A 12,179-nucleotide genomic window follows, 5' to 3' on the forward strand; every position below is an offset into this window, starting at 1 on the left:
ATCTCACCGTGCAGCGCTAACGAATGTTTCTATTTTGTGATCCTCGCCGCTCAAACCCCATTCTCGTTGCCAACAGTGAACGTTGAATGTCATTTTCAGACGGGTCACCCCCCTGCCTCTCCTCTACTCTATGTCTTAATGACAGTTAAATGGAGAAACACCATGACGCAGATGATGCAGCACTGTGCCGGGTTAAAAACAAAACGTAATGAGGCCTTTCTCGCTATCGCGGAATCATTAAGGCCAGACCTATATTGTGAGATCCGTCATCCGGTGGGGTTGATCGAGACTGTTGCTGATGCTCAGGAACTGCATGGTTGGAAGGCGGTGCAGGCAGGAGAAAAAGAGGATATTTATCAGCAAGTCATCAAACCCGGTGAAGAATTCATCGTTGATTTAGGTACACATTGCGTTGGCTATATCACGCTTTCTTTTGAATCGGTCGGTAGTCCACCGGATGCGCCTGCGCATGTTCAGCTCATTTTTGGCGAAACGTTAGCCGAAATGGCTGAGCCATTTTCTGAATATCAGGGCTGGTTGAGTAGTAGTTGGTTACAGCAGGAAGACATTTATATTGATGTTCTGCCAGCAACATTGTCACTCTCGCGACGCTATTGCTGCCGCTATGTGAAGGTCCGGGTTATTTCCACTTCGCCCAAATTTAATCTGCGTCTACGCGATATCCATATTCAGCATGTTTCATCGGCGGATATGACGTCGTTATTACCACTAATGACGCAAGATAGTCTGTTGAAAAGAATCGATGATGTTAGCGTATTAACATTGCATAACTGCATGCAGGATGTGTTTGAAGATGGCCCTAAACGCGATCGACGGTTGTGGTTAGGCGATCTTCGGCTACAGGCTCAGGTTGCGTATTATACGTTTGAGGGTAGTGCGGACCTGGTGAAGCGGTGCTTATATCTCTTTGCTGGCGTCACACGCGAAGATGGTTTGGTTTCCGCGAATCTGTTTATGAAACCTGATGTTATCCCTGACGATACATTTCTATTTGATTACTCTCTATTTTTTGTTTCAACGCTTCATGACTATGTTCAAGTCACGCAGGATCTTTCTACGCTTGCTGATTTGTGGCCGACGGCATATAGGCAAATCGAACTTGCGCTTGAACATGTGGATGATCGGGGAATTATTCAGGATCAAGATTACTGGTGGTCTTTTGTCGACTGGCATGACGCATTGAATAAACAGGCTTCGTCACAGGGTATATTCATTTATGTACTGAGTCATGCGATTAATCTTGCTCGCTTGATCGACAGAGAAAAAATAATTTTTCTGGAGAAAGTACAGGATGAACTCAAAGCCAATGCATTAAAAATTTTGTGGGATGAAGAAAAAAAATTCTTTATTAGTGGAAAAGAAAAACAGATATCTTTCGCGTCACAAGTTTGGCTTATTTTATCTGAGGTAGGGGACAAGGAATTTAGGAAGAAATTAATTGAGCGACTCTATAATTACCCTCCTGAAATAAAATTAAGAACGCCGTATATGATGCACCATTTTATTGATGCTCTAATGCAGGAGGGGGAAGTCGAGCGCGCAATCATGGAAATAAAACGATATTGGGGGGGGATGATAAAACTCGGGGCTGATACGTTTTGGGAATTATTTGATCCGGATAACCTTAATCACTCGCCCTATGGAAGTAAAATTATAAACAGCTATTGCCATGCATGGAGTTGTACGCCTGCTTATTTTATTAGGAAATATTCATTGTAACTAACCTAGCAACTAATTAATTTTATAAATTCAGAGGTGTTATTATGTCTGGTTTCGCAAGTCTTTGGCGTCAGCGCCTGGGATATGGTATTGCCGATTTGTCCTGTAATCTCGTCTGGCAAATGATATCGTTATATCTCATGTATTTTTATACCGATGTGATGGGGTTGCCAGCTTATTGGGTAGGGTTAATGTTTCTTGTTACCCGTCTGGTTGATGGCGTTGCCGATGTGTTGATGGGATTACTCATTGATAATACCACGACTCGATGGGGACGATGCCGCCCCTATTTATTGATCGGTGCTGTACCATTTGGTGTGCTATGCGTTATGGCATTCTATGTGCCTGATTTTGGCGTTGTCGGTAAATTGGTTTATGCTTTTCTTACGTATCTACTGCTTTCCTTAATGTATACGCTGGTTAATATTCCCTTTTGTGCGATGTTACCATTTATTACCAGTGATTCAAAAGAGCGTACAATATTATCTGCGGTACGAATTTTATTGGGTTCATTAGGGGCGACGATCGTTGCTGTAGCAACGTTGCCTTTAGTTAATTCGCTAGGTGAAGGGGATCAAACGGCTGGTTTTCTGAAAACAGCAGTTATTTTTGGTTTGTTAGCGACATTTTTTCTTTTGTTAAGCTTCCGAAATGTTGAAGAAAAAGTTTTTCTTCAACAAGAAAAGATGACATTGAAACGTGCCTGGCAAGGATTGCGCGAAAATAAACCATGGCACGTTTTTTCTGCGAATATTTTCCTGATGTGGGGGGCTTTTTTCTTCCAGACTGGCGCACTGGTTTATTACTTTAATTATTATATTGGTCAAGCTGATATCACCGCCATCGTCGCGGGTATTTCAACCTTTGTTCCTTTGCTCGGAACGTTAACGGTGCCGTTCCTGGCCAAGAGAATGGTTAAACGCAATGTTTATTTATTATCGTCCTTCATTAACCTGGTCGGTATGATAATCATGGTGATTGCAGATACGCATATTACGATCTTGTTAGTTGGTGCGGTAATAACGTTTTTTGGCGCAGGGCAACGCACTGCGATCTATTTCTCTATGCAGGCCGATCCGGTTGATTATGGTGAATGGAAAACCGGCATTAATACCGCAGGTATTCTGACATCCATTAACGGCTTTTTTGGTAAGGTCGCGATGGCCGGTGCGGGCGCCATTACCGGTATTCTGCTGTCAAGTGGCGGATATGTGGCTAATCAGGTACAAACGGCAGGATCTTTACTGGCGATAAAATCTTGTTATCTCTATATCCCGATGGCTCTTATTTCGCTTTCTATGCTGTGGATGTGGCGCTATTACCGTCTTGATTTTCAATATGAAAAAATCCGTGTTGAGCTGGATTCGCGTAATGCAACCGCTGAAGTGTCGGCATCAACCGCGCATAACTGAATGCATCGGAAAATCATAAATCATTAGTTCTCACTGCTAATCATTTTTATAAGAAGGGTGTTATGCGTAAAAAGACACTTTACGTTGCTGTTGCTTGTTCGTTAGCCACCGGGATTCATACAGAACACGCATTCTCTGCGATGCAGGATAGGTCGCTGGAACAACGTATGCAGTTACTTGAAGAGCGTTTGAATCTTGCGGAAAAAGAGCTGCGTCAGGCATCTTCACGCACGTATCAGGCGGAACAGAAAATGCAGCGAGCGGAGAAACGGGCATTAGCCGCAGAAATGCAGGTGAAAGTCTTGGAACAACGTACGGTACAGGTTGAGCAAAAAAGTGACAGGACCGAGCAAAAACTAGCAAAAAATATCGCCGTGCAGGAGAAAAAAACCACTGATGATAAAGATTCGGGTTTTGAATTTTCCGGCTATGCGCGTTCAGGTTTGCTGGTCGGGGGGAGTGGGCGTGGCGGGCGCGGTGGACCTGGCGTCTCTCCTGCCAGTTCAATCGGCGGGGATGCTCATATAGGCCGTCTGGGAAATGAAAAAGACAACTATGTCGAACTCAGCCTGATTAAAAATTTCCATTACGATGATGGTTCGTGGGCCCGCTTCAAAACGATGCTGGCCGATGGCGCGACTAATCCAGACCCCTGGGTTGATGACAACGACAGCCACCATTTCAATGTGCGCCAGTTGTATGTCGAAATGGGCGATCTGCCAAGCTTTGGCGGCGTAGCGCAGCACGCGACGCTATGGGCAGGAAAACGCTTTGATCGGGATAATTTCGATATCCACTTTACCGATAGCGATATCGTCTTCCTTGGTGGAACCGGAGGGGGAATTAATGACGTACAGTGGACGCCGTCTTTCAAGAGCAACTTCTCCGTTTATGGTCGTAACTTTGGCGATCTTGGCAGCGATCGTTATGAAGATAACGATATTCAGAACATTATGTTTACCGGTAATAATTTCTGGAATAACTGGCAACTGATGCTGACTGGTATGGTAGCGCAAGGCAATGATGAGCTTAAAACGTCCTCCACGACGGGGAGCTATGCTTTGCGCAGTGATAATACGGCAAAAAGTGGCTATTACGCGATGTTGGCTTATCATGACAAGGAACGGTTCTATGGCATTTTACCCGGATCTTCAGAAAGCGCGTTGCAATATGGTTATGGACTAGGAGCCGAAACTCGCCAACCCGGCAGCGATGGCGATTTGACGAAATCGGCAAATTCTGTCCGATTTGCGTCTTACGGTATTTTACCTGTGAACGATATCTGGCAACTCGCGCCATCTGTTATTGCGCAGCACAGTGAAGATCGTTACCGGTCAGGCGATCGCTATGATTGGGCGACGTTTAACCTGCGCGCATCGCAGAAGATCACCAGTAATTTTGCGTTGCTGTATGAAGCCTCATGGCTGTATATGGATCTTGACCCTAATGGGCGCACATATCGTTCAGATGGGGAAACATATCGTTATAACGCCGTAAAAGGCGATGTGTATAAGCTGACATTTGCCCCGACGTTTAAAGTTGATGATGTCTTTGATCTTAAGGCTCGCCCGGAGATCCGCTTCTTTGCCACCTACATGAAATGGGATGACGAGTTGGATCGTTATGCTATCAATGATGACTTCGGCAGTGCGGGCTTTACCTCTGGCGGTAACTGGAACTTTGGCGTTCAAGCTGAAATCTGGTTCTAAGTCGGGGAGTGATGACAAAGGGCTGATTCGTGCCGTGCTAAACACCCCCTCTGTCGCAGTGATAATGTGACTTTATCGACGTCAGAGGGGGCAAGAAAAGGCGTGGCTATATCGAATAGCCGCAGGCTTGTCTCAGCCATGCCCCAGCACCCAGTAAACCGGGGTAACGATGGGTGATCAAATAAACCGGAATGCGGCTTACATAGTCTTGAAAACGCCCTTTATTTTCAAAAGCGGCACGAAAACCGGACTGGAGGAAAAAATCTAAAAAGCGGGGCACGATGCCACCAGCGATATAAACACCGCCAAATGTTCCCAATGTGAGCGCCAGATTACCGCCGAAACGTCCCAACAGTATACAAAACAGAGACAAAGCACGGTGGCAGTCAATACATTGGTTTTCAACGGCATTTCGTGAAATATCTTTGGGCGACAGTGGTTCAGGCGATCGGTTATCAGCCAGTACTATCGCGCGATAGAGATTTACCAGACCAGTACCGGAGAGCAGGCGCTCGGCAGACACATGGCCGAACTCTTGTTGTAGAACCCGTAAAATTAACCATTCTTCTTCATTGTTAGGCGCAAAATCGACATGTCCGCCTTCTCCGGGGAGGTTTATCCACTGGTTGTTGACCTGGATTAGATGAGAAACGCCGAGCCCGGTTCCCGCACCATAAACCGCAATGGGTTTACCTGCGACAGGTTTTTCACCGCCAAACTGTATGAGATCCCGCTCTGAGAGTACAGGTATCGCCATACTGACGGCGGTAAAATCGTTGATGACTTCCAGGCGTTCAAACTGTAAGTTCAGTCGGATTTCTTCAATAGAAAACGCCCAGCCATGGTTGGTCATTTCCACCCAGTCACCGGTGATTGGGCAGGCGATAGCAATACAGGCCAGTTTGATCGTTTGGTGCGCAAATTCGAGGAGATAGTGGCGAATAACGGTTTCCAGACTGTCATATTCCGATACCGAATAATTTTTATAATCAGATATCTCGCCATTTTCTAATGAGCACAGTGCGAGACGCGCATTAGTGCCGCCGACATCGCCGACTAAGGCAAAATGATGCATGAACGTACCTCCAATTCAGAACAGATTAATGCGAGCGGTCAAACGCCCCGCAAATGCGCTATGTTATTCTGATTCTGGCCGATATCGCCTTTTCTGGACTGTCACTGTAATGGTTCGTATGGCAGCCATGCCTGTTTTCTTCGTTTTGGATCACAAAATAGAGAACAAGGCGATCATCCAATCGTCCTATCAGGCTGTTGCAGTGAAGGCGCCTATTTTAATCAGCGCCTTCACTCACTGAAAGCTGATATCAGCCTATCCTAACGCTTTTGCTGCAACCACTTATCCAACTCATTAGCAAACTGTTGGCGATCCCGCTGGTTTAACGCGCTGGGCCCGCCGGTTTGTATCCCGCTGGCGCGCATGGTGTCCATAAAATCCCGCATGTTCAGCCGTTCCCGAATGGTATCCGGCGTATAGCGTTCACCACGAGGGTTCAGCGCGACGCCGCCTTTTTCGATCACTTCCGATGCCAGCGGAATATCCGCCGTGACCACCAGATCGCCAGCTTCGACGCGGCGCACGATCTCATTGTCGGCGACGTCAAAACCGGCCGAGACGCGCAGCGTGCGAATAAAACGCGAAGGCGGCACTTTTATCGTCTGGTTGGCGACCAGCGTGACTGACGTTTGTGTGCGGTCCGCCGCACGAAAGAGCACGTCTTTGATGACGTTAGGACAGGCATCGGCATCAACCCAAATCTGCATGTTTTATGCTTCCTTATGGTGCGCTACGTTCTGCCAGCCAGTCTCTGGCGGGTAAGAAATCCTGATACAACGCCGCTTCCTGACTCCCCGGTTCAGGCTGATATTGGTATTCCCAGCGTGCCAAAGGCGGCATGGACATCAGAATCGACTCGGTGCGCCCGCCGCTTTGCAAGCCGAACAGCGTACCGCGGTCCCAAATCAGGTTGAATTCCACATAGCGGCCACGGCGATAGAGCTGGAATTCGCGCTCGCGTTCCCCCCAGGTCAGCGTTTTACGTCGCTTAACGATGGGCAGGTAAGCATCAAGGAAGCCGTTGCCGACGGCCCGAATAAAGGCGAAGCTGGTCGCAAAATCCGGTTCGTTCAGATCGTCGAAAAAGAGCCCGCCGACGCCGCGTGCTTCGTTACGGTGCTTGAGGAAAAAGTAATCATCGCACCACTTTTTATAGCGGGGATACACATCGTCACCGAACGGCTGACACAGGTCGTGGGCGGTCTGGTGCCAGTGTACGGCATCCTCTTTGAAACCGTAGTAGGGGGTGAGATCGAAGCCGCCGCCAAACCACCAGACCGGCTCTTCTCCCGGCTTTTCGGCGACAAACAGGCGTACATTGGCGTGGCTGGTCGGGATGTAAGGACTTAATGGATGGATCACCAGCGAGACGCCCATGGCTTGAAAGCTGCGCCCCGTTAGTTCAGGGCGGTGCGTACTGGCCGAAGGCGGGAGGGATTTACCGCTCACGTGAGAAAAATTGACGCCGGCCCGCTCAAAGACGCGCCCGCCGGACAGCACGCAGCTACACCCGCCGCCGCCTTCGGCGCGCTGCCATTCATCCTTCGCAAAGTCGGCCCCGCCATCGATCGCTGCAAGCTGCTGGCAGATATCTTCCTGTAAGTTAAGTAAAAAATTTTTTACTGCATGAATGTCAGTTAAGCTAGGCATCTCATTTCCATTGCGATGTTGGCAGAATAATCAGGCGAACAGTATATCATCAATAAAATCGATTCCCTGCCATCTGTTGTGTCATCTCTGATGACGACGCGTAATTTGAGATTGCGTCTGATAAAAATCACGCGATAATCATCATTATCCTTATTGCAAAATGGCGAATGTGATGGAAATCCGCGTATTCAGGCAGGATGACTTTGAAGCCGTGATCACCCTCTGGGAACGTTGCGATCTGCTGCGCCCGTGGAACGATCCTGAAATGGACATCGAACGTAAGCTTAATCACGATCCCGATCTGTTTTTAGTCGCAGAGGTGAGCGGCGAGATCGTAGGGGCGGTGATGGGGGGCTACGACGGCCACCGGGGGTCGGCATACTATCTTGGCGTGCATCCTGATTTTCGCGGTCGTGGTATTGCAAATGCATTGATAAGCCGTTTGGAGAAAAAGCTCATTGCTCGCGGTTGCCCGAAGATCCACCTGATGGTGCGTGAAGATAATGATGCCGTGATAGGTATGTACGAAAAACTCGATTATGACATTGTCGATTGCATCACGCTGGGAAAACGCCTGATTGAAGATCGGGAATATTGATCGATGCCGTTTCGCTGACGGGGGCTCGTTTTCCTCATTGCTTATATACTTTCCTTCCAGCATGAGGCGCATTCAGCGTGTGCGCCGCTCACTGTATTAAATCTCGATTGGACTTTTTGTCATGATTCTGTCTGCAATTTGCTAAGTTTTAGAAATAATTTTGATTTGTAAAACGATTCTCATTTGTATTATTATTTATTGGTAAATGTTGTGTGCGCGGTTCCGGCGTATTTTCCGTGTCCCGAACCTGCTTATCTGCAATTGGCTGTAAACGCTTACATTTTTACCTGGAAGATTGTGATAGCGCGACTGGCTCCAGGAAGTTGATGTTCGAAAGTGGAGTTAGCGAGTGAAGGGTGAAAATCGTCAAGGGGTTTTATCGGGAGGCCGTCGCAATGACGCGCTGAATTCCCATTCTCTTGCTTATGCTTCTTCAACCATCGCGCTGGCCCATGATACGGCTAACTGGCGCCCGTTGGCATTTTTCGTGCTGTCCTGTGTGGTTCATGCGGTACTGGTCGCTTTTCTTCTGTGGCGCGGCTCGCCGCCGCGAACAACCGAGGAGATGGCAGGAAACGCGGGCGGGAACGTGCAGGTGACGACGATGGCGGCACCAATGCCGTCTGCTGCTACTGACGCTCTCCCGACGCCTGAATCACCCGCCAGTCCAATACCTGTTGTTATGCCGGTTTTAACACCGTTGCCAGTACACCCTGCTCCCGTCATTAAACAGCCCGTCGCGGAGCGTAAAACGGTAATGGAAAAGAAGCCGCCAGTACGTGAGAAAAAACAGCCGGACAAGACGCCAGACAGAATCGTCCAACGGTCGATCGCGCAGCAGAAAGGGGAGAAAACACACGATGCGCCCGATGCGCCCGCGCGTGGGGAGGAAAGGGGGTCGCCCGCACCATCATTAGCGGAACAGTCCGGGAGTGCAGCAGCGGCCAAAGCAGGAGAAAGCGATAGCGGTCAGGCCGCTCGTGGTGCAGGGAAAAGCAATAGTCAAAATTTTAAAGCGCTGCATCGTCGGGTGAATTATCCCTCTCGGGCAAAAGCACTGGGTGTGGAAGGAAAAGTGCGCGTCAAATTCGATATTACCGGTAGCGGTACGGTCACTAACGTACAGATTCTGTCTGAAACGCCAGACGGCGTATTTGGCGATGATGTGATGAAAGACATGGCACGTTGGCGCTATCGGACGGAGGCACCGGTTGAGAATCAGGTGGTTTCCATCATTTTCAAACTGAATGGACGCGTTCAGGTTAACGACTAGCAGTCAGATGATATGCGGTACAAATAACAATAATTTTTTATTTTTTTAGATGATAAGGTTCACCGGGGATTTTAAATAAATGAATAAGAACGTCTATTTAATGATGCTGTTGGCATTATTATCAGGGCCGGCATTTGCACAGCAAGATGAAAGTTCTTCCGACGAAAATCAGCAGAGCGATTCCTCTTCGGAAGAAAGTGAAGATACCATTTTAGTTCGCTCAACCCCGACCAGCCAGTCGATGGGCACGCAGATCCTGAATGCCGAGCAGATTAAAAAAATGCCGATCGGAAACGGTTCGATAACAGAGTTATTGAAAAATAACCCGAACGTACAGTTCGCCAATACGGCAAACAGTAGCAATACACCGGGTGAGCTGGCACCGGAAAACGTCTCGTTTCACGGCGAGAAATTTTACAACAATAACTTTATGATCGATGGGCTATCGAATAATAACAATATTAACCCTGGTGCTAATAATGGTGAATTAAGCAATACACCAGATGGCTATAATGCTACAGATTTACCGGGCGGAGGAGCCCAATCGTACTGGATTAACTCAGAGTTGATTGAGTCTTTAGAGGTGTTTGATAGCAATATATCTGCTAAGTATGGTGATTTTACTGGCGGCGTGGTGGATGCCAAACTCAAAGACCCAAAATTGGATAAAGCATCTGGTAAAATATCTTATCGTATAACTCAAGATAGTTGGACTAGCTATCATGTTGATGATGCCATTCAAGATGATTTTTATTCTGCTACCTACCTGCACTACCAGCCGAAGTTTAAAAAACAATTTTATTCCGTATCATTCAATCAACCATTAAGTGACAAGGCTGGGTTTATTTTTGCCTACAATCGTCAACAGTCAGATATTCCAAACTATCACCAGTACTTACAAATGTGGGGTGATCAGGAGCGTATTAATGAAACATATTTGCTGAAGGGGACGTATCTGTCTGATAACGGAGATATTTTTCGTTTTACTGGCATGTATGCGCCGCATGAATCTAAGTATTATAAGAAAGATATAAAGAATGGTGCATTTACTAATACAGGCGGTGGCTATCGTTTCAATATGGAATGGGAGCATAATGCCAGTTGGGGGAAAATGACCAGTTTGGCTGGATATCAGTATGAACAGAATAAAATTGAACATGAGTTTAATTCGTTCCAGACTTGGTATCGCTATCATGATACATATAATTTTGTTTCTAATGAGATTGATTGGGTTAGTGCCCTTCCGACTCGTCGCTATCAAAACTCATTAATAGGAGGGTTCGGGAAATTTGCAACAGAAAAAAATACAATTACATTAAAGCAAAACTATGAACTTAACCCGTTGGCGATTTGGGGAACTCAGCACCAATTCGATTTAGGCTGGCAAGTTGATTCTTATAGTGCAAAATATCGTCGTTTTAGTGATGTTTACTCTGGCCGTGCTACTCCAACTGTAGATCAGGGCGTAGTATGTCAGTCTGGAGATGATTTTTGTATTAATGGCGAACAGTACTACAAGGGCCGGACTCTATATCCAGAACGTACCGTTGAAGGTGATTATGTAAACTATGCTGTTTATCTTCAGGATAGTATATCTTTTGGTCGTGCTGAACTGACGCCTGGTGTTCGCTTACAATATGATGATTATCTGAAAAATACGAATGTCGCCCCTCGTTTGGCTGCGTCTTATGATTTGTTCGGTGATCGCTCAACCCGTATTTTTGGCGGCGCCAACCGATATTATGCTGCGAATATGTTGGCTTATAAATTACGAACAGGGATTAGTTCTAATATTGTACAGAAACGAAATGATGCGAATAGCCCTTGGGTTAGCGATCCGATAAAAACAGATTCTATAGATTATAAAGTCTCTGATTTGAAAACACCTTATAGTGATGAGTTATCTTTGGGCATTTCACAGCGAGTTCTGGATACTATCTGGACGGTGAAATGGGTTAACCGTCAAGGTAAAGAACAGTTTGGGCGTAAAACGACGACTGATAGTAATGGTAAGCGCTATTACGTTTTGGATAACACTGGAAGAACAGAAGGTAACTCATACACGCTGACCGTTGAACCAATTAGTCCTTATCGATTTAGTTTTGCCGATGTGAAGTGGTCACTGGGAGCCGCGATAGAGAAGAATAAAACTAACTCACAACTTTATTACGATTTGACTAATCAAGATGATCAGCGAGTTATCTTTAATGATAAATTGATGAATCGTGGTGATCTTGATGCGATGAATTTCAATACGCCGTGGACGGCATTCCTTAATGTGGATACCTATGTCCCTGCAATTCGTCTCAACTGGGGGCAGCGTCTGGGGTATACCTCAGGATACAAAGGGTATGTCACCTCTGCGAGCTTCGTTCAATGTCCCGGAGGCCATGTCGCGTGCGGTAATGAAACTGGAAGTTTCACTGAATATACGGGCATGAAATACAAAGACTTTATCTCCTACGATTGGCGTTTCTCCTATTCTCAACCGGTATACAAAACTCAGACGCTGGATATCACGCTGGATGTACTGAACGTTTTAGATAACGTGGTAGAAACCAACCAAACGGGAAACTTTACCAAGTCTATTGTCACCTACAAACCCGGCCGTCAATTCTGGCTTGGCGTCGCTTACACCTGGTAAATCCTATGCCCTGTCGTTGGCTAATGTCTGACAGGGCATTTTGCATTGATGCAATCCGGAAATTGCCCTCAGGCAACA

Annotated in this window: 9 protein-coding genes; 6 read left to right on the forward strand and 3 right to left on the reverse strand. The window is 46.8% G+C overall.

The window, feature by feature from the left end; translation table 11 throughout:
- Nucleotides 1-162: 162 nt before the first annotated feature.
- The 3 genes from EDC54_RS00065 (at nt 163) to EDC54_RS00075 (ending at nt 4,861) form a co-directional block, all read left to right on the forward strand.
- Complete coding sequence (locus EDC54_RS00065; protein ID WP_132452068.1) at nt 163-1,740, forward strand: alpha-L-rhamnosidase-related protein; 1,578 nt, start codon at nt 163-165, stop codon at nt 1,738-1,740.
- Nucleotides 1,741-1,784: 44 nt separating this feature from the next.
- Nucleotides 1,785-3,152: a glycoside-pentoside-hexuronide (GPH):cation symporter gene (locus EDC54_RS00070; protein ID WP_132452070.1), complete on the forward strand. Its 1,368-nt coding sequence runs from the start codon at nt 1,785-1,787 to the stop codon at nt 3,150-3,152.
- A gap of 62 nt (nt 3,153-3,214) precedes the next feature.
- Nucleotides 3,215-4,861: a carbohydrate porin gene (locus tag EDC54_RS00075; protein WP_132452072.1), complete on the forward strand. Its 1,647-nt coding sequence runs from the start codon at nt 3,215-3,217 to the stop codon at nt 4,859-4,861.
- A gap of 106 nt (nt 4,862-4,967) precedes the next feature.
- Here the strand turns inward: EDC54_RS00075 and glk are convergent, their stop codons facing one another.
- The 3 genes from glk to hemF form a co-directional block, all read right to left on the reverse strand.
- Nucleotides 4,968-5,936 (reverse strand): glucokinase, encoded by a 969-nt coding sequence (gene glk / locus EDC54_RS00080; RefSeq protein WP_132452074.1) that lies wholly within the window; start codon nt 5,934-5,936, stop codon nt 4,968-4,970.
- A gap of 260 nt (nt 5,937-6,196) precedes the next feature.
- Entirely contained in the window at nt 6,197-6,643 is a 447-nt protein-coding gene (locus EDC54_RS00085; protein WP_132452076.1) for a YaiI/YqxD family protein, read from the reverse strand.
- Between the two features lie 13 nt (nt 6,644-6,656).
- Complete coding sequence (hemF, locus tag EDC54_RS00090; protein WP_132452078.1) at nt 6,657-7,586, reverse strand: oxygen-dependent coproporphyrinogen oxidase; 930 nt, start codon at nt 7,584-7,586, stop codon at nt 6,657-6,659.
- 172 nt (nt 7,587-7,758) lie between these two features.
- On the opposite strand from hemF, the gene EDC54_RS00095 reads away from it, so the two are divergent.
- From EDC54_RS00095 to EDC54_RS00105, 3 genes are all read left to right on the forward strand, one after another.
- Entirely contained in the window at nt 7,759-8,184 is a 426-nt protein-coding gene (locus tag EDC54_RS00095; protein WP_132452080.1) for a GNAT family acetyltransferase, read from the forward strand.
- 349 nt (nt 8,185-8,533) lie between these two features.
- Nucleotides 8,534-9,457 carry a TonB family protein gene (locus tag EDC54_RS00100; RefSeq protein WP_132452082.1) on the forward strand — a complete coding sequence of 308 codons (924 nt, stop codon included), beginning with the start codon at nt 8,534-8,536 and terminating at the stop codon, nt 9,455-9,457.
- A 79-nt stretch (nt 9,458-9,536) separates the two neighbouring features.
- A complete protein-coding gene (locus EDC54_RS00105; RefSeq protein ID WP_132452084.1) occupies nt 9,537-12,101 on the forward strand; it encodes a TonB-dependent receptor plug domain-containing protein in 2,565 nt (854 codons plus the stop codon).
- Nucleotides 12,102-12,179 lie beyond the last annotated feature (78 nt).

Origin of the sequence: Samsonia erythrinae (assembly GCF_004342665.1) — a bacterium.
GTDB lineage: Bacteria > Pseudomonadota > Gammaproteobacteria > Enterobacterales > Enterobacteriaceae > Samsonia > Samsonia erythrinae.

What these genes read in the sequence shown, in the direction of transcription:
- EDC54_RS00065 (WP_132452068.1), top strand. Translation starts at nt 163, where the DNA reads ATGACGCAGATGATGCAGCACTGTGCCGGGTTAAAAACAAAACGTAAT.
- EDC54_RS00070 (WP_132452070.1), top strand. Translation starts at nt 1,785, where the DNA reads ATGTCTGGTTTCGCAAGTCTTTGGCGTCAGCGCCTGGGATATGGTATT.
- EDC54_RS00075 (WP_132452072.1), top strand. Translation starts at nt 3,215, where the DNA reads ATGCGTAAAAAGACACTTTACGTTGCTGTTGCTTGTTCGTTAGCCACC.
- glk (WP_132452074.1), bottom strand. Translation starts at nt 5,936, where the DNA reads ATGCATCATTTTGCCTTAGTCGGCGATGTCGGCGGCACTAATGCGCGT.
- EDC54_RS00085 (WP_132452076.1), bottom strand. Translation starts at nt 6,643, where the DNA reads ATGCAGATTTGGGTTGATGCCGATGCCTGTCCTAACGTCATCAAAGAC.
- hemF (WP_132452078.1), bottom strand. Translation starts at nt 7,586, where the DNA reads ATGCCTAGCTTAACTGACATTCATGCAGTAAAAAATTTTTTACTTAAC.
- EDC54_RS00095 (WP_132452080.1), top strand. Translation starts at nt 7,759, where the DNA reads ATGGAAATCCGCGTATTCAGGCAGGATGACTTTGAAGCCGTGATCACC.
- EDC54_RS00105 (WP_132452084.1), top strand. Translation starts at nt 9,537, where the DNA reads ATGAATAAGAACGTCTATTTAATGATGCTGTTGGCATTATTATCAGGG.